This window comes from Cupriavidus sp. UGS-1 (genome assembly GCF_021213615.1).
Classification (GTDB): Bacteria; Pseudomonadota; Gammaproteobacteria; order Burkholderiales; family Burkholderiaceae; genus Cupriavidus.
Genome location: NZ_JAJQJF010000011.1, coordinates 1 through 20,327, shown reverse-complemented (window position 1 = coordinate 20,327; position 20,327 = coordinate 1). Strand labels below are relative to the sequence as shown.

The following is a 20,327-nucleotide window of genomic DNA, read 5'->3' as shown; positions in this document are numbered from 1 at the left end:
GCGATGGGCGCCGACACCATTCTCGATATCACGCGCGAGGCGCTGCTGGTGGTGCTGTGGGTGACGCTGCCGGTGGTGCTGATCGGCACCGTGGTGGCGCTGGTGGTGGCGGTGCTGCAGGCGGTCACCCAGATCCAGGACCAGAGCATCGGCACCTCGGCGCGGCTGATCGCGGTGCTGGTGTCGCTGGTGCTGCTGGGCGGCTGGCTCGGCGGCGAGGTGATGCGGTTCTCGCAGCGGGCGATCCAGACGATGCTGACCTTCTTGTAACGACAGATTCGATGAAAGATTCGGCGACAGGATCGACGACAGGATCGACGACAAGACGCGCACGACAGTTACGAACAATTACGCAGTGGAAAACCGGGGAGGATATGTTGACAAGCGAACGGTTCGGACCTCGATGTCTGGCCATGGCGGGCGCAATGCAGGGCCGTCCGTCGACAGATAACGCGCCGCGCGTGCCACAAGCCGCCACCGCTTCGTCGTCCCCGCGCATGCGGGGACCCAGTGGCTTTCGCCATGCGACATCGCAAAGTCAAAGCCGCTGGGTCCCCGCCTACGCGGGGACGACGGGACGCGAGGGGACGACGGGGCGTGCGGGGACGACGGGGCGCGTGGGGACGACAAGGGTTCTTGCGGCAGTCGCGCTGCTGCTGGCCCTGTTTCTCGGCGCCATCGCGCCGCTGCATGCCGCCGACCTGAACTGGCCCGGCAAGCCGTTCCAGATCTCGGCCAGCGAGAAGCGCGTGGCGGACTTCCTGCGCGAGCTGGCGTCGACGCAGGGCACCACCGCGGTGGTTGATTCGCGCGTGGACGGCACCATCAGCGGCCGCTTCTCCGATTCGCCGCTGTCGATCCTCCGCAGCGTCTGCGCCAGCTATGGCCTGACCTACTACTACGACGGCTCGCTGCTCTATATCGAGCCAGCCGGCGAGGCGCGCAGCGAGGTCATTCCGTTCGCGCGCGGGGCAGGGGACCGGCTGAACGATGCGCTGGAACACATGCAGGTCATCGACTCGCGCTATCCGATCACGATCAACGACGACGACGGCACCGTGATGGTGTCGGGGCCGAAGCGCTACGTCGAGACCGTGCGTTCGGCGGTGCGCGCCTTCGACGATCGCGCGGTCAACGACGACCGCGCCGAGGTGCAGATCTTCCCGCTGAAGTACTCGTGGGCCTCGGATTTCCGCATCAACCGCTCCGGCAAAGACATCACGGTGCCGGGCGTCGTCACGGTGCTGCGCAGTCTGTACGGGCGCCAGCGCGCCGGCACGGCGACCACGCCGGTCAGCATGGGGCCGAGTCGCGGCGCCAGCCGCATGGCCGAGCTGCGCAGCGGCGGCGCCAACAACATGACACTGCCGCAGGCCAATCCGCGCCAGGTGCTGGAGTCGATGAACGACGGCTCCACCGGCATCGGCCAGCCCGGCTTCGGCAACTGGGGCTTCGGCGGCCTGCCGCAGTTCCAGGCCGATACACGGCTGAATGCCGTGATCGTGCGCGACGTGCCGGAGCGGATGGCGCAGTACCAGCGGCTGATCTCGTCGCTCGACATCAAGCCGCGGCTGATCGAGATCGAAGTCACGATCATGGACATCAGCCAGGAAAACCTGGACAGCCTGGGCGTCGATTGGCGCCTGCACACGCGCCACGTCGACCTGCAGCTCGGCGGTGGCGGCGGCTCGCCGCTGACCTTCGGCAATGCGCGCTCGGAGGGCGGCACCACCGGCAATACCGCCGGCTCGGGCCTGCAGTTCACCGGCGCGATCGGCAACGACGTCACGCGCTACCTGCTGACCCGCGTCAAGGCGCTGGCCGAGCGTGGCCAGGCCAACTTCGTCGCGCGGCCCAAGGTGCTGACGCTGGACAACACCGAGGCCGCGCTGGAGAACATGCGCGAGTTCTACGTGCGCGTCGACGGCTTCCAGGACGCCGGCCTGTTCAATGTGGTCGCCGGCACCGCGGTGCGCGTGACGCCGCTGGTGATCGACGAGCGCGAAGGACGCGCGGTGATGCTGAGCATCGATATCGCCGATGGCGACCTGTCCGGCGAGACCGTGGACAACATCCCGATCGTGCGGCGCCGTTCGATCACCACGCAGGCGATGGTCGACGAGGGCAAGAGCCTGCTGATCGCCGGCTACACGGTGGAAGAGAAGCTGCGCGCATCGTCGGGCGTGCCGTTCCTGCAGGACGTGCCGATCATCGGCAACCTGTTCAAGTACCAGGAGAAGCGCCAGGCCAACATGGAACGCTTCTACCTGCTGACACCGCGTCTCGTGATGCCGGGGATGAGCTGATGGCCGCGCTGCACGCCGATCCGTACGCCGATCCCCACGCCGATCCGCTTGCCGACCCGCCGCGCCAGGAGGCCGGCGCGGCCGGCTGGACGCTGCGGCTGCTGGGCGGCGCCGTCTACGGGCGCGTGATCTCGCTGCGGCGCGGCGCCAATGTGCTGGGCGCCGCCAGCGACGTCGACATCAGCGTGCCCGGGGACGACGTGCAGCCGCGCCATCTGGTGTTGAACGTCGGCGAGCTGGCCGTCTCGGCCGAGCGCATCGGCGAGGCGCAGGTCAAGGTCAACGGCCGCGACACCACGCAGCGCGTGATCGCACTGGCCGGCGGCGACATCCTGACGGTGGGCTCGCTCGACATGGAACTGCTGCGCGCCGCCCCGGCCGCATCCGAGACCACCGACACGCTGTTCGCCTGGGCCGAATCGGGCCGCCGCGCCGCGCGCGCCGACAGCGACGAACCGGTGCGCCAGTCCAGCCGCTGGGTGCTGGGCGGCATCGGCGTGCTGGTGGTGGCGCTGCTGATCGGCGCCGGCTGGCTGGCCGCCACGCTGTCGCAGGACGGCGGGTTTGCGCGTACCGCGCAGGTGGACCCGGCCGAGGTACGCCAGACGGTCGCGAGCTATCCGGAACTCGAGGTGGTGTCGCTGCCCAATGGCGCGGTCACTGTGCGCGGCTTCGTCAATTCGCGCGTCGACCGCCAACGCATCGCCCAGGCGCTGGCGCCGTTCGGGCGCGGCGTGCAGCAGCAGGTCCGCTCCGCCGACGACATCATCGAACACATCCAGCGCTACGTCGACGAGCCGGGCGTGGGCATCGCCTATCAAGGCAATGGCCGCGTGGTGCTGACCGGCACGGCCGACCCGGTCGCCGGCCGCGACAAGGTCAAGCGGGTGATCGAGGACCTGCACCCCGGCGTGCTGGTGTCCGATCGCATCGACTACCGCGAGACCGCCGACAGCCGGCGGCGCCATCTGCGCGAGGGCCGCTGGGACAACTGGCAGGGCGTGTTTCCGGCGCGGGTGGTCAGCATCACCGACAACGGCGACGGCACGCGCTATGTGCAGCTGGCCAACGGCAGCCGGTATTTCGAAGGGGCGGTGCTGAAGAACGGCGCCGAGATCGAGAAGATCGAAGCGGACGGGCTGGTGCTGAAGGAAGGCAAGGGCGGCGAGCCGCCGCCCTCGGCCCGCTGATCGGGCCCATGTCGTCCCCGCGAACGCGGGGACCCAGCGACTTTCAGCGGAAGTTCAAGCCGCTGGATTCCCGCTTTCGCGGGAATGACGGGATGGTCGATGGAATCCGCCGCGGCGCCCCGGATGAGCGCCGCGGCAGATCGGTTCCGCATCGCCGATGCGGAGTGTTTGGCAGTACCACTTGAGTACCACTTGACGAAGGAGATGGAAATGGCTGGTGAAGTCGATCTGAACGCCAAGATGCAGGAAATCCAGCAGAAGGCCCAGGAGTTCTCGGTGAACATCATGGCCCTGCAGGACACGCTGACCCGTCAGAACGCCGTGGTCAGCAGCGAAATGGCGCACAACACGCAGAAGGCCAACCTGGTCCAGGGCGCGATGCAGGACGTCAAGCAGACGTCGAGGACCAACTGACGGCGGCGGGGTCGCGCGCGTCGCCGGACGGCCACGGCGCCGGTCCGGCGCGCCGCGCACCCTGACCCGCTTGTCCCTGATTTCAGTCGAGGAGAACAGCGATGGATCCCACCGCGATCGCCGCCCAAGGCGCCGTTGCCGATACGGCTACCGTGTCCGCGCACCAGCAGGCGCCGCAGGCCAACCAGGCCGCCGATCCGGCCGACGCGCGCACCTTCGCCGAGATGGTGCAGCATGGCGCCGCCGGCGGCACCACCGCCAGCGAGCCGAGCACGTCCTCGCTCGGCGCCGCGATCCGCACCACCTATGTGTCGGCGGGCGAGGAGGCGGCACGCCAGGCCGCGCGGCTCGACGAGATGCGCGAGAGCATGTTCACCGCGATCCAGCAGGGCAGCACCAGCGACGTGGTGTATCAGGCCATGATGCTGCAGACCGAATCGCTCGAGCTGTTCTCGTCGATCCATGTCACGTCGAGCATCGGCAGCGCGGGCACCAATCTGTTCAACAGCCTGCTCAAGAACCAGCAATGACGCCGATCTCTGCGGCTTCGGCCATGCCGGCCACGCGCCGGCTCCGGCTGTCCCGTCTTGTCCGTATTGCCCCGCTGACGCTGGCGCTGTTGCTGGCCGCCTGCCGCGTCGACCTGTATGCCTCGCTGAACGAGGCCGAGGCCAACCAGATGCTGGCGGTGCTGACCGCCGAAGGTATCGATGCCGACAAGGTCCGCGCCGGCGAGACCGGCTGGAGCGTGCGCGTCGACGAGGCGCAGCTGCCCGCCGCGCTGGAGATCCTGCGCAGCGAAGGGCTGCCCGGCGAGCGCTTTTCGTCGCTGGGCCAGGTATTCCAGAAGCAGGGACTGGTGGCGACGCCGACCGAAGAGCGCATGCGCTATATCTTCGCGCTGTCGCAGGAGCTGTCCGAAACGCTGCGCAATATCGACGGCGTGGTGACCGCGCGGGTGCACGTGGTGATCCCGGCTACCGATCCGCTGTCGGACAAGATCCGGCCGTCGTCGGCGGCGGTCTTCATCAAGCATCGTCCCGATACCGACCTGCGGCTGCTGGTGCCGACGGTCAAGGACATGGTCGCCCACAGCATCGAGGGCGTGACCCACGACAAGGTCTCGCTGTCGCTGGTCGAGGCGCGGCCATTTACGCCCATCGGGCCGGTCGCCCGTGCGCCGGCCAGCCACGGCTTCCCGGTCGGCCGCTTCGCGGCGATCGCGGGGGCGGTGATCGCCGCGCTGGCGCTCGCCGGCCTCGGCGTGCTCGCGTGGAAGCGCGGCGGCCTGCGGCAGGCATTCGGCCGCCTTGGCGCCCGTCCGTCGACGAGGAGCCGTGCCTGATGGTCGCGCTGGCCGCGCCGGGTCTGCCGCATGGCCTGCATGTGCCCTCGCATGTGCCCTCGCATGTGCCGTCGCTTGCGCTGGCCCGCGCGGTCGCAGATTTCGCGCAGCGCCCGCTCGCGCATCAGCATCCGAGCTGGCTGCCGCGCGAATGGCCGCTGCCGCTGCGCAAGGCTGACCGCTTCGGCCCGGCCGCGGCGCAGGTATTGGCAGGGCCGCTGGCGCTCGGCGGCGGCGACGAACCGGCGCGCGGGCGGTTGCTGCAGGCCTTGCTCGACGGGCGTGGCGACCCGCTGGCGCGGCTGGTGCTGCTCGATCGCAGCGCGCTGCGGCTGCTGGCGGTCTGGTGCGGCATGGCCGTACACAAGCCCGGCTTCGCCAGCGAGCGCAGCCGCCTCGCGCAGCAGCTCGACGGCAGGCTGGGGGCGCTGGCGCAGCCGCTGATCGGCACGGTGCCGTACCGGCTGCGGCGCGCCGCGCGGCGCTTCGACCCGCAGGCGGTGGCCTTCATCCTGAAGCGCGTGCCCGACCTGCCGGACCTGCCGATGAATCTCGATCCGATCCGCGCGCGGCCATCGTCGGCCGCCCGCGTGATGGCCGAACGCGGCTACCGGCTGCTGTGCGGCCTGGTGCAGACGTTGCCGCCGGCGGGCGGCACGGCACAGGGCGATGCCCCATCGGCGCTGCTCACCGCGGTGCGGCGCAAGTTCCCGCGCCGGCTGGCCGCGCTGCCGGTGCCGGCGCTGAGCCGCCCGCAGGCCGCGCAGCTGCGCGAGCTGCTTCTGCTCAATCTGATTCCAGAACGGTTTCCGACATGGCACTGGCTTTTCTGATCACCAGCGAGAACCTGCAGCTGCTGTCCGAGCGCAAGGTCCTGAAGGAGGCGGAGTACGCGGCGCTGATGGACGCGGCCGAGGTCATCGAGGCCGCCCGCCGCGAGGCGCATCGGATCACCACCGACGCGCAGCGCGACGCCGAGCAGCGGCGCCAGCACGGCTACCGCGAAGGCTGGGCCAAGGCCCAGGCCGAGCACGCCGCCGCCCAGGTCAGCGCCGCCGCCGAGGCGGAGCGCCAGCTCGGCGCGATGCGCCGGACCATGGCCAATATCGTGATGAAGGCGGTCCAGCAGATCGCCGGCGAGCTCGATCCGGACATCATCCTCGAGGTCGCGCTGCAGCGGATCGACGTGCTGGTCCGCAGCGAGCCCTTCATCACGATCCAGATCCCGCTCGGCCGCGAGCAGGCGGTGCGCAATCTGCTCGACGCGATGGCCGAGACGCTGGACTGGCCGCGCCGCGCCAACGTCGTGGTCGAGCCCAGCCTGGAGCCCGATGCCTGCCGCATCCTGACGCCGTCCGGCACGATGGAGGTCGGGCTGCAGGCCCAGCTCGAAGCGTTTGCGCGCCGGGTGCAGGCGGGTTGACGGTGCGAGGCGGACCACATGCCCATCACCCCCACGTCGTTCCCGCGCAGGCAGGAAGCCAGCGTCTTTCAAAAGGCACTGGGTCCCCGCGTTCGCGGGGACGACGGGTGTGTACGCTGACCACATGCCCATCATCCCCACGTCGTTCCCGCGCAGGCAGGAACCCAGCGTCTTTCAAAAGGCACTGGGTCCCCGCGTTCGCGGGGACGACGGGTGTGTACGCTGACCACATGCCCATCATCCCCACGTCGTTCCCGCGCAGGCAGGAACCCAGCGTCTTTCAAAAGCCACTGGGTCCCCGCGTTCGCGGGGACGACGGGTGTGTACGCTGACAACATGTCCATCACCACCATGTCGTTCCCGCGCAGGCGGGAACCCAGCGTCTTTCAAAGCCGCTGGGTCCCGGCGTTCGCGGGGACGACGGATCGTTGAGCTGTTTCGCAGCGCATTTCTGAACCCACGCCCATGGCCGACCCGATCCCGACATCCGACCTGAAGGCCGCGCTGCAGCACGCCGCGCTCGATCTCGAACGCGCGTTCGACCACTTCACGCCGGTGGCGATGCGCGGGCGCGTGTCGAAGGCGGTCGGCATGCTGATCAATGCGACCGGCATCCAGGCGCATGTCGGCGAGATCTGCCAGCTGGTCACGCCGGGCGAGCCGCCGCTGCTGGCCGAGGTGGTCGGCTTCGAGCAGCAGACCGCGCTGCTGACGCCGCTCGGACGCACCACCGGCGTGTCGGCGGTGACCGAGGTCGTGCCGCAGATGCACGGCTACCGGTGCCCGGCGGGCGCCGCATTGCTGGGTCGCGTGCTCGACGCGCTGGGCAGTCCGATCGACGGCCGCGGGCCGCTGGTCGGCGTCAGCCAGGTGCCGGTCGAGAACGAGCCGCCCGATCCGCTGACCCGCGCGCTGATCCGCACGCCGTTGCCCACCGGCGTGCGCGCGATCGACGGCCTGCTGACGCTGGGCGAGGGCCAGCGCGTCGGCATCTTCGCGCCGCCGGGCGTGGGCAAGAGCACGCTGCTCGGCATGCTGGCGCGCGGCGCGCAGAGCGATGTCAATGTGGTCGCACTGGTCGGCGAGCGCGGGCGAGAGGTGCGCGAATTCATCGAATACAGCCTTGGCGATGCAGGGCTCGCCCGCACCGTGCTGGTGGTGGCGACGTCGGACCGCGCGCCGATGGAGCGGGTCAAGTGCGCGTATACCGCGACCGCGATCGCCGAACACTTCCGCGACCAGGGCAAGCGCGTGCTGCTGCTGGTCGATTCGCTGACCCGGCTGGCGCGCGCGCAGCGCGAGATCGGGCTGGCCAGCGGCGAGCCGCCGACTCGGCGCAGCTATCCGCCCTCGGTGTTCTCGATGCTGCCGCAATTGCTGGAGCGCGCCGGTACCGCCGCGCGCGGCTCGATCACGGCCGCCTACACGGTGCTGACCGAAGGCGAGGACGACAGCGACCCGATCGCCGAAGAGGTCCGCTCGATTCTCGACGGCCATATCGTGCTGTCGCGCAAGCTGGCCAGCGCCGGCCAGTATCCGGCGATCGACGTGCTGGCCAGCGTCAGCCGCGTGATGCCGCATGTGGTCGACGACCAGCAGGCGCGCCATGCAGCGCGGCTGCGCGAGCTGCTGGCCAAGTACCGCGAACTGGAGCTGCTGCTGCAGATCGGCGAGTACCGTCCCGGCGCCGATGCGGTGGCCGACGCCGCGGTCGCGTCGATCGGCCAGATCCGCGCCTTCCTGGCGCAACCGGCCGGCAAGCTGGATACCTACGAGACCACGCTGCGCACGCTGGAACGGGCGATCACGCCGCCGGCCCCGGCGGTTACGCCAGCGACGGCGGCGATGGCCGCGGCAGGGCGCGCCCCCGCTCAGCAGGAGGCCAAACGATGAACGGGCAGTCGACCACGGTGCCGCTGCGCCAGCTCGAACGCGTGCGCGAACGCCGCCACGAGGACGCCCATCGCGAGATGCGGCACAAGCGCGATGCGTTTCTCGAAGGCATGCGGGCCGCGGAGGCGGCGCAGGGCGCGGTGCGCGCGGCGCTGTCGGAGCGCGCGGCGTTTCTGCAGCGCCTGCACGACAGCGCCGCGAAGGAGGGCGTCGCGATCTCGGGCCTGCTCGATGCCCAGGCGTGGCAGGCGTCGTTCGACGCGCGCATCGCCCGCGCCAATGCCGCGCTGGCGCAGGCCCTCGATATTGCTGGCCAGCGTCGTGCCGAATTCGAGCAAAGCCGCCGGCTGTGGGCACAGGCGCAGGCCCGGCTGACCGGCACCCGAGAACTGATCGGCCGCGAACAGGCCGCGGCACGAGCCGACATCGAGCGCCGCGAGGAAGAGGCCGCCGAGGAGGCCGCGCTGCGCGTCTGGCAACGCGGCATGGGAGCAGGCATCAAGGCATGATCGATCCGGCGATCTTTTTCCAGTGGGGCCGCGAGACCGTGATGCCGATCCTGATGGTGATGCCGCGGCTGCTGACCGCCTTTACCGTGGTGCCGTTCCTGTCGCACCAATCGATCCCCGGCGTGGCGCGCAACGGCATCGTGCTGGCCATCGCGCTGTTTGTCTCGCCGGGCGCCCGCGTCGACATCGACGCGGTGGCGGGCGGACTGTGGCTGCTGCTGATCTTCAAGGAGGCGTTCATCGGCCTGCTGCTGGGCATGGCGTTCGGGCTGTTCTTCGTCGCGCTGCAGATGATCGGCGAGCTGATCGACTTCCAGACCGGCTCGGGCAACGCGACCTTCTTCGATCCGGTGACGCAGCAGGAGGACGGGCCGATGGAGAACCTGTTGTCCCACCTGGGTATCGCGCTGTTCGCGTCGTTCGGCGGCCTGTTCGCGATGACCGGCGTGATCGTCGAATCGTTTGCCTTCTGGCCGGTGATGTCCTTCGGCCCCGATGTGTCGCTGTCGTCGTTCCAGTTTGCCAATATCTATGCCGGCACGATGTTCTCGTGGGTCGTCAAGCTGGCGGCGCCGATCCTGCTGCTGCTGGTGATCGTCGAACTCGGCTTCGCGCTGATCGCCCGCTTCGTGCCGCAGTTCGACGTGTTCCAGTTCGCGCAGCCGGTCAAGATCACGGTCGCCTTCCTGATGCTGGTGCTGATGTTGTCGGTGATGGTGGACACGCTGCAGGGCTTCCTGCGTCCGGACAACGCGCTGATCGACCTGCTGCGCGGACGCGCGGGCGTTCAGTGAGGCCACGCCATGGCCGATAGCGAAAAGAACCTCGAAGCGACGCGGCGCAAGCTCGACGACGCGCGCAAGCGCGGCGAGGTGCCGCGCAGCAGCGATGTCACGTCGGCCTTCGTCTTTCTTGGCGTGCTGATCGCGCTATGGCTGCTCGGGCGCTATTTCGTGCGGCTGTTCCAGGCGCTGTGGCTGAGCGCGATGGGCGCGATCGACCAGCATCTGGCCGACCAGCAGATGCTGGCGCTCGGCGAGGCCGGCGCGCGTTTCCTGCTGATGGGCGTGCTGCCGATCGCCGCGATCGCTCTGGTCTGCGGCATCATCGGCGCCTTCGTGCAGGTCGGGCCGCTGGTCGCGTTCGAACAGATCAAGCCGCAACTGGCACGGCTGAATCCGGCCGAGGGCCTGAAGCGGATGTTCGCGGTGCGCAATCTGGTCAACCTGCTGAAGACCGTGATCAAGATCGCGCTGCTGGGCGGGCTGATCTATGTGCTGGCGCTGCGGGCGATCGAGGATGGCGTGCGCACAGGCTATGCGCGGCCGGCCGAGATCCTGCTGCTGATCGCCCATATCCTGCTGATGATGTGCTGCTGGGCCGCGGTGATCTATCTGATCATGGCGGTGATCGACTACGTGCACGAGCGCTACGAGTTCATGAAGCGCCAGCGCATGAGCGTCGAGGAATACCGGCGCGAATACAAGGACACGCAGGGCGACCCGATGATCGCCGGACGGCGGCGCGCGGCGTTTTTCGAGGCGGCGTTCTTCGGCGTCGGCGAACGGGTGCGGGTGTCGACCGCGGTCGTCTATTCCACGCAATACGCGGTGGCGCTGCGCTACGACGGGCCCGGTACGCTGCCCAAGGTGGTCGCCAAAGGCGGCGGCCAGGTCGCGGCGCGCATCCGGCAGGCGGCCGCCGACTACCTGATTCCGTCGGCCTTCGATTCGGACCTGGCGCAGCGGCTCTATCTGACGGTGCCGCTCGATCGCTTCATCGATCGCTCGCTGTTCGAGCGGGTGGCGGATCTGATGCGGTGGGCGAAGGGCGGGTAGGGTGGTTGGGCGGCCGGGGGATTGTGGTTTGCTGGCGTGGTTTGCCCTCTCCCCAGCCCTCTCCCGCAAGCGGGAGAGGGAGCCGGTTGGCGCGATAGATACCGCATCGCCGTTGCTCGACCGCTGACGTGCTCCCCTCTCCCCCTCGCGGGAGAGGGGCTGGAGGAGAGGGCAACCGCCCCTAGCAATCCAACAACGCCTCTTCCGCGCGATATCCCGCCCCGGCGCGCTCGCGGGCACCATTGCCCCCACGCTCCATCCTCTCCGCCCGATCCATCCTCTCCACCGCCGTGGCGATCAAGGTCGGGTCCTGCATCGTCGCCGCATGCGCCAGCTGCACACGATTGCGCACGCCGAAATGGCTGCGCAGCCGGCGCATGTGGTAGTCGACGTTGAAGATCGACATCTCCATGCGGTTGGCGATCTGCTTGTCCGACAGCCCTTGCGCAAGACAAGCCAGGATGTCGCGCTGGACCTCCGACAGTCCATCGCGCTGCGTGCCGCCCAGCGCCGGGATATCGGCATGGCAGGTCAGGAACTCGTGCAGCGCGAAGCCGACGGTCAAGGCCTGGCCGATCACCGGATCGCCGATCCAGCGGCGGCTCTCGATGCCGGAGGCGAAGCTGATCGCGACGAAGTCGCTGGTGCCCGGCATCGGCAGGTTCAGGAACACGCCGCTGCGGATGCCGGCGTCGCGCAGATCGTCGAGGAAACGGCGCAGCCGCAGCGCCTGCGTGCCGCCGGAGGTGCTGCGCTCCAGGTCGCTGACGTCCCACACCAGCGGCAGGCCGAAGGTGCCGGGCCGCGGCTGGCGCGGATCGACCTCGTAGTAGCGCTCGCGCAGGTAGTAGTCGCGCCAGCCCGGATGCGAGTAGGTATCGAGGAAGGTGCGCATCTGCACCTGCCCGCTGACGGTGGTGGCGGTGCCATAGCCGAGCCAGTCGAAGCCGATCCCCCGGATGGCCGACTGCATCAGCGCGGTGCGCGATTCATGCGAGCTTTCGCGCAGCATGGCCTCGACCAGCCCCGGCATGCCGCCCTGGCGCGTGCGCCGCTGGACGGGAACGATATGCCGTTCGCCGAATACCTTGATGCCGTGGGGGCCCGTCACGGGGGGCAGGCCGCGTGGACCGCGCGCCGACGTGCCGTCGCTTGTGGCGCGCGGCAGGTCGGCTCTCAGGGTCCGCGACAGGCTGGTGTCGCGGCCCAGGCCGGCTTCCACTACTTTTTCCATCGATCGCCTCCGACAAATGCGTATGGCTGCCGCATTGACGCGACAGCGTGAAGGCTTGCCATGGCTTGGTCCGCTGGCGACATAGCGCGCCCGCTGGCCAGGCCTTCAGGCAAAGCCCAACATACTGCTGACCCATTCCCGTCGGAAAACCCGGATGGCGCCGCGGTGCGGCGTGCCCGGTGTTGTGCGTGCCGTGCGTTGCGCGGCCGCTATTGCTATCGATATCGATGCTGTGGTGGTGCGAAACCGTGATGGCGCCAGCGGTGGCTGCTGCTGCTGCTGCTGTTGCCATCGGACGCCGGCCAAATTATTGCAAGCCAAGATGTCATGACATCGAACGCGCATTCCAACCGTGCGATGCGGGGCCGCATTGCCATCCATCGCGATGCCCGCGAACGGCGATACGGCAAGGCCTGCGGCCTGTTGATGCGATGCCGCGACGATGTTGTATATACGCCACTTTCCTTAGACCCTGAAGGGTTATCGCCGGGCGCATGCGTTCTCCGATCCCTCATGCTTCCAGCGTCTTGCCGCGCGTTTCGGGCAGCGTCAGCGCGGCGATGATCAGCACGCCGTAGGCGCCGGCGGCGAACACGCCGATCGTCTGTCCCAGCGGCATGGTCTGGCTGACATGGCCGATCAGGAAGGGGAACAGCGCACCGATGGCGCGACCCACGTTGTAGCAGAAGCCTTGGCCGGAACCGCGCACGCTGGTCGGGAACAGCTCGGTCAGGAAGGCGCCCATGCCGGCGAAGATGCCCGAGGCGAAGAAGCCCAGCGGGAAACCGAGCATCAGCATCACGGTGTCGTTGACCGGGATCTGCGTGTAGATCAGCGCGATCGCCATCGAGCACAGCGCGAACAGCATGAAATTGCGCTTGCGGCCGATGCGGTCGGTCAGATAGGCGCTGGTGATATAGCCCAGGTACGAGCCGACGATCACCATCGCCAGATAGCCGCCGGTGCCGAGCACCGTCAAGCCGCGCTCGGTCTTCAGGAAGGTCGGCAGCCAGGTCGTGATCGCGTAGTAGCCGCCTTGTGCGCCCGTCGTCAGCAGCGCGGCGCGCAGCGTGATCGACAGCAGCTTCGGCGAGAAGATCGCGGCAAACGAGGTCTTCTGCTCGGAGGCTGCTTCCTTGGCCTTGTGCTCGGCGTAGACCTCGGGCTCCTTGACCAGGCGCCGCAGGAAGATCACGAACACCGCCGGCAGCAGGCCGATCAGGAACAGCGCGCGCCACGCGGTCTCGGGCGGCAGGATGCTGAACACCAGCGCATACAGCAGCGCCGACATGCCCCAGCCGAGCGCCCATCCCGCCTGCACCATGCCGACCGCCTTGCCGCGGTCCTGCGAGCGGATCGCCTCGCCCATCAGCACCGCGCCCGCGGTCCATTCGCCGCCGAAGCCGAAGCCCATCAGCGCGCGGGCGATCAGCAGCTGTTCGTAGTTCTGCGCGAGCCCGCACAGGAAGGTGAAGAAGGCAAACCAGACGATGGTCAGCTGCAGCGTGCGCACGCGGCCAATGCGATCGGACAGGATGCCGGCGATCCAGCCGCCCGCGGCCGAGGTCAGCAGCGTGGCGGTGCCGATGAAGCCCGCATCGCCGCGCGTGATGCCCCAGGTCGCGATCAGCGTCGGAATCACGAAGCTGAGGAACTGCGTATCCATCGCGTCGAGCGCGTAGCCGACCTTGCAGCTCCAGAACGTGCGGCGCTCGCCCGGCGTGATGTCGCGATACCAGGCAAAGAGGCCGGTCGACGGTCGGCTTTGCTGCTCCCCCTGCATGCTGCCAATCTGCGTTTCCATGCGTTCCTCGTCGTGGTGTCTCGTCGCGGTGCGTCGGTACAGGCTGGATCCGGGCCAGAGCGCGCGTCCCCACTTGCAGGCGGATTGCCCGCGGCGAAGCCGAATGACTCGCGGCGGTCTGCGGGAACCTGTCATGCATGGATGGACGTCCCCCGGCATCTGCATTCTTCAAATTCGCCGGGCGGCTCGTCCAACTATTTTTTAGCTTGGGTCCTCATAAGAAAAAATTGAGATCACCTCTAAATCTCGGTCAATACGCGGGCCCCGGCCAATCTGGCATTCCCGCGCACCCAGGCGGATATCGGGTTTTCCCCGATGACGCGATGTCGCCAAATGGCATGGCGACGAGCGGCCGACAGCTGCCGTCCCCACGAAAGCGAGGCCCAGTGGCTTGCAAAGACGCTGGATTCCCGCTTTCGCGGGAACGACGGGAAGTCCCTGTCTCCATGCGAGAGCAACGCGTAAGCATACGGCGCGCCAGCGGCAAGCGGGGCAGGGCATGGGCTACGGAGACTCGTAGGGATATCGCTGTGCAGCGCAGCAGCGGCGGCGCTTCGCACCACGAGGGTTCGTGTCGTCACGGGGCCTTCATCGACGCGCGGTCTGATGTCGGCGCCCCGGGTCAGGGCGCGTCCGCATCGGCATGGTGCCTCGCCCGGCCTTCGTTTCGAGGTCACGATGAGCTATCCCGCCGATCTGTCAGGTCCCTCGACGGTGCGCCCGATCACGGTCCCGCCGCCCCCGCCGCCACCGCCGCCGGCACCGTCCGCGCCGCCTCCACGCGCGGCCGATGCCGAATCGAACTCGGCTGCGCAGCGCCAGCGCGAACTGGCCGAGCTGCAGGCGCGGCTGCAGCAGATGCGCGAGCAGATCGCCGCGATGCTCGAGCGGCTGCGCCAGGCACAGGAGGCGGAGGCGGCCGCACGCGCGCAGGCGGAAGCCGCGCGCGAGGCCGCCGAGCGTTCGCAGTCGCGCGACGATATCGCCAAGGCCGAGGCGGCGGAGGGGACCGCGGCGACGCGCAAGGCCGAGCTGAACCAGGCCGCGCTCGAACTGGATTCGCACGACAAGCGCATCGCGCTCGACGAGGCCAAGGCCGCGGCGCTGCGGGAGCCGGGACCACAGAACCAGGCGAAGGTCGACACGGCGCAGGCTGCGTACGACGACGCGCAGCAACTGCACACGGTTGCGGTGGCCGACGTCAATGCCAAGCGGGCCGATGAGGCGCTGGCCGCCGCCGACCGCGCGGTGACGGCGTTGGCCCCGCCGGGCAGTGATCCGGCCAGTCTGAATGCCGCCGACCAGCAGGCCCTGAACGAGGCGCGGGAAACGGCCGGTGCCGCCCGGCGGCAATCCGACAGCGCCGCCGCGGCGCTCGAAACCGAATGGCGCCGCTACGAGCGCGATGCCGCGCAGCGCGAGCTGGACAGAACCGGGCGCGAGCTGGAGCAGGCCGGCGCGGCGCGCCAGCGTGCCCGCACGGAGGGCGATGCCGCGGCGTTGCAGCGTGCCGACGATGCCTATGGGGCGGCGCTGGACGCGTGGTGGGTGGCGGACCGGCAATCTGTCGCGGCGCAGGCATCCTGGGACGCGCAGGTGGCCGCCAACGACCTCGCGGCCAAACAGGAGCAGCACCGTGTCGATGAGACCCGTGCCAACCAGTGCCTGGTCGAACCGCCCGAGGTCCAGCAGGCCCGGCAGACGCTGGAGCAGCGCAATACCGCTGCGCAAACGGCGCTGAACGAGGCCCAGTCGGCCAAGGACGATCAAGCCGCGCGCAAGGCGCTGCGCGACCGCGCCGCCGAGATCGATACCGAATACCGCGAGGCGCAGACCGGCCTCGAGCATGCCCGCACCGCGTACGAGGGCGCCACCGGTGCGGAAGGCCGTGAGGACGCGCGCATCGCCTACGCCGACGCCCAGGACCGCATGGCGGCCGCCCGCGGCCAGCACGACGCGCTGCAGGCATTGCGCAGTTCGCAGCAGGCGGACGCGGCGCTGGTCGAGGGGCTGCGGGCTCGCGAAAAGGGCGGCGCCGGTGCCCCCGGCGACGGCGCCATCGCCACGCTGCGCGAATCGGCGGGCCAGGCGCGCGCCAACGTGCAGGGGACCGTGGCGAACGCCAACGGCGACGCGACGGACGTATTGCGGCAGGGCCGTACCGACGAATGGCGCAAGGACGGCGGTGCCGCTCAGCGCGCGTTGCCCACGGCCGATGAGGCCGCCGCCAACGCGGCGCAGGCCTATGAGGCGACCGTGCGGCGGCCGGGCGCCACGCAGCAGGAGATCGACACCGCGCGCGAACGCCGCGACGAAACGCGGCTGGCGCAGGCGGTCGCGCATGGCCGCAGCGATGCGCTCGCGTCCACCGAGACGCGCCGCGCCGCGGAGGGCGAGTACGCGCTGGCGCTCGAAGCCCATCGGACGCACGATTTCTCCGGGTCCGCGCCAGCCGGCCCGCTGGCACCGTCCGGACCGTCCGCGCCGCTCGCGCCAGCCACGCAGTCGCCGGGATCGTTGCCGAGCACGCGCCCTTCGCTGTCGACCTCGCCGCTGCTGACGCCAAATTTCGGCGAGGCCGCGCGCCCGGCGCCATGGACGGTGTTGCCGCCCGGTATCGATGCGGCGGCCGGCAATGCCAGCGGGGACACGGCAACCCCGCCGCCCACATCCCCTGCCTCCACGAGTTCCACGTCGGCCACTGCGCCGCTGCTGGCTGCGCCCGGTTCGCCGCCGGTTGCCGTCAAGGAGAACGGGCGATGGTATGTCCAGTACCCAACCCAGTTCTCGGTGCAGTCTCCCACCCTGTACGGCAGCTATCCGGCTGCCTCGACAACGCTGTCGATCCCGGGGCAAAGCCCATCGCGCGTCGAAATGGATCCGGTCACCGCACGCGTCTGGGAAGCGCATGCGCAGCTGCAGTCGGCCATCGCCGCCGAGGACACCGCATGGCAAGACTATGAGACGCTGAACAACGATGCGCAGGCCATCGCGCAGGCTCGCCGCGACGGCAATGCGTCGGCCAATGCCAATGGCGCCAGCCCCGGCCAGAACCCCGGCGCCGACGCAGATCCCGAACTGACTCGGCTCACCGCGCAGGTCGACACCGACCATCGCGCGCTGCTGGCCGCGCTCGGCGCCCGCCTGACCGCCGAAGACCGTGCGCGCGACCTCGGCGTCGACGTGGAGAAGGACGAGACCGTGGTTTCCACCGGCGAGGCGCTGGAGCGCGCCCGTGCGACGGCGTCGGCCAGCGCCGCCGAACTCGAACGCTATCGCAGCGAGCGCGACAGCGGCGCGGCCAGCGACGACGTCGAGCGCCTGCGCAACGAGCATCAGGCTTGGAAGCGCGAGCATCCGTTCCTGCGCGAGCAGGACGCGCCGACCTGGGCGCCGCTGCAGCAGGCGCTGGACAACGAGGACGCCGCGCGCCAGCAACTGGTGCAGGAGGCCGCGCAGGCCGGCGCCGCGCAGGAGACCCGCGCGCTGACCGCGACGCTGACGCCCGAGCAGCGCGAGGACCCTGCCGCGCTGTACGAGTTATTCGTCTCCGAGCCGCGCGCGATGGCGCAGGGCGTCATCAACCAGCACTACGTCGACTACGGCGGGCGACCCTACGAGATGGCGGGCCGCACGCACGCGCGCAACATGGCAGGGCTGGCGCTGGGCATTCCGCCCGAGGTGCAGCTCGCGGGCGATGCCGACGCGCAGATGGAAACGCTGCGCAAGCAGGACATCTTCGCCGGCATCGACGACGACTACGCCGACATGCTCGACGTGGTGGCCGACCAGCTGATCGAGCAGGGCGGCGAGCATGCGCGCGTGACGCTGCTGCCGGTGGTCTACGCCAGCCGCGAGCGTGGCATCACCCGCACAATGCTGTTCAAGGTCGAGACCGGCCAGGGTCCGCGCTTCGTCGACGAGGCCGGGCGCGCGTACGACGACCTGAAGGACTACCGCGAAAACAATACGCTGCCGGCGGCGGACGCCGTGCTGGCGATGCCGCGCGACGGCGAGTTCACGGTGGACAGCAAGGGCAATATCGAGCTGGAGATCGGCGACGCGCGCATCGAGAGCGGCTGGGAGAGCTTCCGCCGCAAGACCCATCTCGATACGGTGGCGGCCGGCGTCGGCATCGTCGCCGGCGTGGTGCTGGTGGTCGGCTCCGGCGGCGCGCTGGCGCCCGTCGCCATGGCGGCCGCCGGGGCCGCGACCGCGTACGGCGTCGGCACCTCCGCCGCGAGCATCGCCGACCAGATCTCGCATGGCCAGAGCTGGAACCCGGACAAGAACCCGCAGATGCTGATCGACGGGCTCAATATCCTCGCCGCCGCGCTGGGCGTGCGCGCGGGCGTGGCCGGGGTCAGCGCGGCACGCAGCGGCCAGCGCGCGCTGGTGGCCGAAAGCCGCGGCCTGACCGACGAGGCCAGCCAGCTGGCATTGCGCACGCAGGCGCTGCAGCAGCAGGCCACCCGCAGCGGCCGCCAGGCGCTCGCGGTCGGCGCCGGCACCTATGGCTATACCGCTTATTCGGCGGTGTCGAACTGGGAAAACATGACGCCCGGCGAGCGCGCGACCACGCGCACGCAACTGCTGCTCGGCGGCGTGCAGTTCATGATCAATCCGGTCAGCGGCCGCTGGATTCGCCAGAGCGCGACCGGCGCGCTGACCGGGGTGCGCCACGCCGCGACGGCTTGGCGCGGCACGATGGCGGGCCTGGACCGCGGCGCGCAGGCGCTGTCGACGCTGACGATGCCGCTGCGCAATGCCATGCAGACGCCGCTGGCGGCGGCACGCATGCGCCTGGGTCAATGGCAGGACACGATGGCACAGCGGCTGCCGGCGCTGTCCAGCCTGGCCGGCTTTCCCGGTTCGCTAAGGCGGCAGGGCGTCGATCCCGCCGGCGCGGCAAGGCCGCCGGCGACACCAGGCCCGTCGGCGGCCCAGCCTCGCACGGAAACCCCGCCGCACAGCTATCCCGTGGCCCGTAGCCGTTGGCGCGCGGTACAGGACCGGCTCAGCCGCGTCGATACGCTGGGCATGCTGAACTGGCTCGATGCCGGGCGCCGCGGTGCGGCGCAGGCGATCGGCAAGCAGCGCGATGCCGAGGCCAAGCTGGTGCGCGTGGCGCGGGAGACGGCGTTCGAGGACGGCCAGGCGCTGCATCGCTGGCTGTCCGGGCCGATGCGCCAGCAGATGCGGCGGATCGAGTCGCGCGCGCAGTCGCAGTTGGCGCGCCTGCAACTGGAAACCGATCCTGCCCGGCAAAACGCGATCGTCCGCGATCTGCGCCGCCTCGACACGGCCGCGCAGCGGCTCGCCACCACCTGGCATCCACTGCTGGCCATCGGATTGCGGCAGGAGCTGCGGCGAATCGAAGCCAATCAGCGGGATTTCAAGGGCTCGGCCGACGTGCTGGCGCCGCGCGCCGAGGCGATGCGGCATTTGCGTGGCGAGCTCGTGCAATGGCTTGCCGCGCTGCCGTCGCGGCAAGCCGCTCCGACGCGCGACGCCGCGCCCTTGGCTCAGGCACAGGCCCTGGTAACGCGCCTCGGCAGTCATCGTGCCGCGCTGACCGATAGCGCGGCATTGGTCTCAAAGACGCTCGACGCGATGCGCGCCAATCGGGACGCCGTGCTCGACTTCGTGCCCAAGGGCAGCACCAGGCCGGTCCGTGCATCGATCGAAGGCGATATCCATGCGGTTGCGCCGCGCCGCTCCACCGATCCGAACGCGGCGACGCCGGCCATGCCGGCGCTGCCGCCGCGCTGGCAACGCGCCGTGGCCGCTTCCCTGCGGCAGCGGTTCCGCATGGGGGTGGCCGATGCGGCTACCGGCCTGCTGTGGCTGCAGGCGCGGCGCCTCGGCATGCTGACGCCGCGGGGGTCGTTGCGCCTCGCACCGCAGGGGCGGACAGCGGCGCCCGGCCGTACCCCGGACGGCATGACATGGTCGTCCGTGATGCGATCCGGCCCGGCACGGCCGCACACCGATGGCAACAGGACGTCGCGCAACGGCGCGCTGAACCGCCTCGATGCCGGCCGCGCGATCTTCTATCAGGAGCGCGCCAGCGCGCTGGCGGCAAAGGCGGCCGCCGCCGGCAATACCAAGTCCAAGCTGGCGGCATGGCAGGCCTTCGTCGATGCCGTGGCCGCGCATTCGCCCGACGTCGCCCGGCGCCTCGCCGCCGCGGGCGGCGTGCGTGAGCGCTACCAGGGCGGCGAGGCCGGAACGGTGCGCCGCTGGCAAGGGTTTGTGCCCAGCCGTGCCGAGGCGCGCGGCAGCGATTCGGCGCGCGAGGTCCGGCGCGCCTATGCCGAACTGCTGCTCGCCGCGGTGCGGGTGCGCAAGCGCGATACGCGGCGCGCCGC

General features: G+C 69.9%; 15 protein-coding genes. 13 read left to right on the top strand and 2 right to left on the bottom strand.

The window, feature by feature from the left end; all coding sequences use genetic code 11:
• Window positions 1–3: 3 nt before the first annotated feature.
• From LRR16_RS15190 to LRR16_RS15135, 12 genes are all read left to right on the top strand, one after another.
• Window positions 4–270: a flagellar biosynthetic protein FliQ gene (locus LRR16_RS15190; RefSeq protein WP_006580269.1), complete on the top strand. Its 267-nt coding sequence runs from the start codon at window positions 4–6 to the stop codon at window positions 268–270.
• A gap of 347 nt (window positions 271–617) precedes the next feature.
• Complete coding sequence (sctC, locus tag LRR16_RS15185; RefSeq protein ID WP_231906386.1) at window positions 618–2,306, top strand: type III secretion system outer membrane ring subunit SctC; 1,689 nt, start codon at window positions 618–620, stop codon at window positions 2,304–2,306.
• Window positions 2,306–3,496 (top strand): FHA domain-containing protein, encoded by a 1,191-nt coding sequence (locus tag LRR16_RS15180; RefSeq protein ID WP_232206385.1) that lies wholly within the window; start codon window positions 2,306–2,308, stop codon window positions 3,494–3,496. Before sctC ends, LRR16_RS15180 begins: the two co-directional genes overlap by 1 nt.
• A 210-nt stretch (window positions 3,497–3,706) precedes the next feature.
• On the top strand, window positions 3,707–3,910 hold the full coding sequence (locus LRR16_RS15175) for a hypothetical protein (protein WP_006580119.1): 204 nt from the start codon (window positions 3,707–3,709) through the stop codon (window positions 3,908–3,910).
• Between the two features lie 101 nt (window positions 3,911–4,011).
• Window positions 4,012–4,440 carry a hypothetical protein gene (locus LRR16_RS15170; protein ID WP_006580118.1) on the top strand — a complete coding sequence of 143 codons (429 nt, stop codon included), beginning with the start codon at window positions 4,012–4,014 and terminating at the stop codon, window positions 4,438–4,440.
• Window positions 4,437–5,255, top strand: coding sequence for a type III secretion system inner membrane ring lipoprotein SctJ (gene sctJ / locus LRR16_RS15165; protein WP_231906382.1), 819 nt, complete (start codon window positions 4,437–4,439; stop codon window positions 5,253–5,255). Before LRR16_RS15170 ends, sctJ begins: the two co-directional genes overlap by 4 nt.
• Window positions 5,255–6,088, top strand: coding sequence for a type III secretion system protein SctK (locus LRR16_RS15160; RefSeq protein WP_232206384.1), 834 nt, complete (start codon window positions 5,255–5,257; stop codon window positions 6,086–6,088). The genes sctJ and LRR16_RS15160 overlap by 1 nt, the downstream gene beginning before the upstream one ends.
• Complete coding sequence (gene sctL, locus LRR16_RS15155) at window positions 6,070–6,678, top strand: type III secretion system stator protein SctL (protein ID WP_023264256.1); 609 nt, start codon at window positions 6,070–6,072, stop codon at window positions 6,676–6,678. The genes LRR16_RS15160 and sctL overlap by 19 nt, the downstream gene beginning before the upstream one ends.
• A gap of 465 nt (window positions 6,679–7,143) precedes the next feature.
• Window positions 7,144–8,571, top strand: a complete 1,428-nt coding sequence (locus LRR16_RS15150; protein ID WP_082928462.1) for a FliI/YscN family ATPase — start codon at window positions 7,144–7,146, stop codon at window positions 8,569–8,571.
• Window positions 8,568–9,080, top strand: coding sequence for a type III secretion protein HrpD (locus LRR16_RS15145; protein ID WP_232206383.1), 513 nt, complete (start codon window positions 8,568–8,570; stop codon window positions 9,078–9,080). The genes LRR16_RS15150 and LRR16_RS15145 overlap by 4 nt, the downstream gene beginning before the upstream one ends.
• Window positions 9,077–9,874, top strand: a complete 798-nt coding sequence (gene sctT, locus LRR16_RS15140; protein WP_043439419.1) for a type III secretion system export apparatus subunit SctT — start codon at window positions 9,077–9,079, stop codon at window positions 9,872–9,874. The genes LRR16_RS15145 and sctT overlap by 4 nt, the downstream gene beginning before the upstream one ends.
• A 9-nt stretch (window positions 9,875–9,883) precedes the next feature.
• Window positions 9,884–10,918 carry an EscU/YscU/HrcU family type III secretion system export apparatus switch protein gene (locus LRR16_RS15135; protein WP_064575414.1) on the top strand — a complete coding sequence of 345 codons (1,035 nt, stop codon included), beginning with the start codon at window positions 9,884–9,886 and terminating at the stop codon, window positions 10,916–10,918.
• A 181-nt stretch (window positions 10,919–11,099) separates the two neighbouring features.
• Here LRR16_RS15135 and LRR16_RS15130 read toward each other — a convergent pair whose 3' ends face one another.
• Complete coding sequence (locus LRR16_RS15130) at window positions 11,100–12,152, bottom strand: LuxR family transcriptional regulator (protein WP_232206382.1); 1,053 nt, start codon at window positions 12,150–12,152, stop codon at window positions 11,100–11,102.
• Window positions 12,153–12,663: 511 nt separating this feature from the next.
• A complete protein-coding gene (locus tag LRR16_RS15125) occupies window positions 12,664–13,956 on the bottom strand; it encodes an MFS transporter (RefSeq protein ID WP_023264457.1) in 1,293 nt (430 codons plus the stop codon).
• 678 nt (window positions 13,957–14,634) lie between these two features.
• Between LRR16_RS15125 and LRR16_RS15120 the strand changes: the two genes are divergently transcribed.
• Window positions 14,635–20,327, top strand: a 5,693-nt coding sequence (locus tag LRR16_RS15120; RefSeq protein WP_232206381.1) for a DUF4781 domain-containing protein, incomplete at its 3' end; no start/stop codon positions are given.

Excerpts from the sequence above, each read along its gene's own strand:
- LRR16_RS15190 (WP_006580269.1), top strand. The coding sequence starts at position 4 with ATGGGCGCCGACACCATTCTCGATATCACGCGCGAGGCGCTGCTGGTG.
- LRR16_RS15180 (WP_232206385.1), top strand. The coding sequence starts at position 2,306 with ATGGCCGCGCTGCACGCCGATCCGTACGCCGATCCCCACGCCGATCCG.
- LRR16_RS15175 (WP_006580119.1), top strand. The coding sequence starts at position 3,707 with ATGGCTGGTGAAGTCGATCTGAACGCCAAGATGCAGGAAATCCAGCAG.
- LRR16_RS15170 (WP_006580118.1), top strand. The coding sequence starts at position 4,012 with ATGGATCCCACCGCGATCGCCGCCCAAGGCGCCGTTGCCGATACGGCT.
- sctJ (WP_231906382.1), top strand. The coding sequence starts at position 4,437 with ATGACGCCGATCTCTGCGGCTTCGGCCATGCCGGCCACGCGCCGGCTC.
- LRR16_RS15160 (WP_232206384.1), top strand. The coding sequence starts at position 5,255 with ATGGTCGCGCTGGCCGCGCCGGGTCTGCCGCATGGCCTGCATGTGCCC.
- sctL (WP_023264256.1), top strand. The coding sequence starts at position 6,070 with ATGGCACTGGCTTTTCTGATCACCAGCGAGAACCTGCAGCTGCTGTCC.
- LRR16_RS15150 (WP_082928462.1), top strand. The coding sequence starts at position 7,144 with ATGGCCGACCCGATCCCGACATCCGACCTGAAGGCCGCGCTGCAGCAC.
- LRR16_RS15145 (WP_232206383.1), top strand. The coding sequence starts at position 8,568 with ATGAACGGGCAGTCGACCACGGTGCCGCTGCGCCAGCTCGAACGCGTG.
- sctT (WP_043439419.1), top strand. The coding sequence starts at position 9,077 with ATGATCGATCCGGCGATCTTTTTCCAGTGGGGCCGCGAGACCGTGATG.
- LRR16_RS15135 (WP_064575414.1), top strand. The coding sequence starts at position 9,884 with ATGGCCGATAGCGAAAAGAACCTCGAAGCGACGCGGCGCAAGCTCGAC.
- LRR16_RS15130 (WP_232206382.1), bottom strand. The coding sequence starts at position 12,152 with ATGGAAAAAGTAGTGGAAGCCGGCCTGGGCCGCGACACCAGCCTGTCG.
- LRR16_RS15125 (WP_023264457.1), bottom strand. The coding sequence starts at position 13,956 with ATGGAAACGCAGATTGGCAGCATGCAGGGGGAGCAGCAAAGCCGACCG.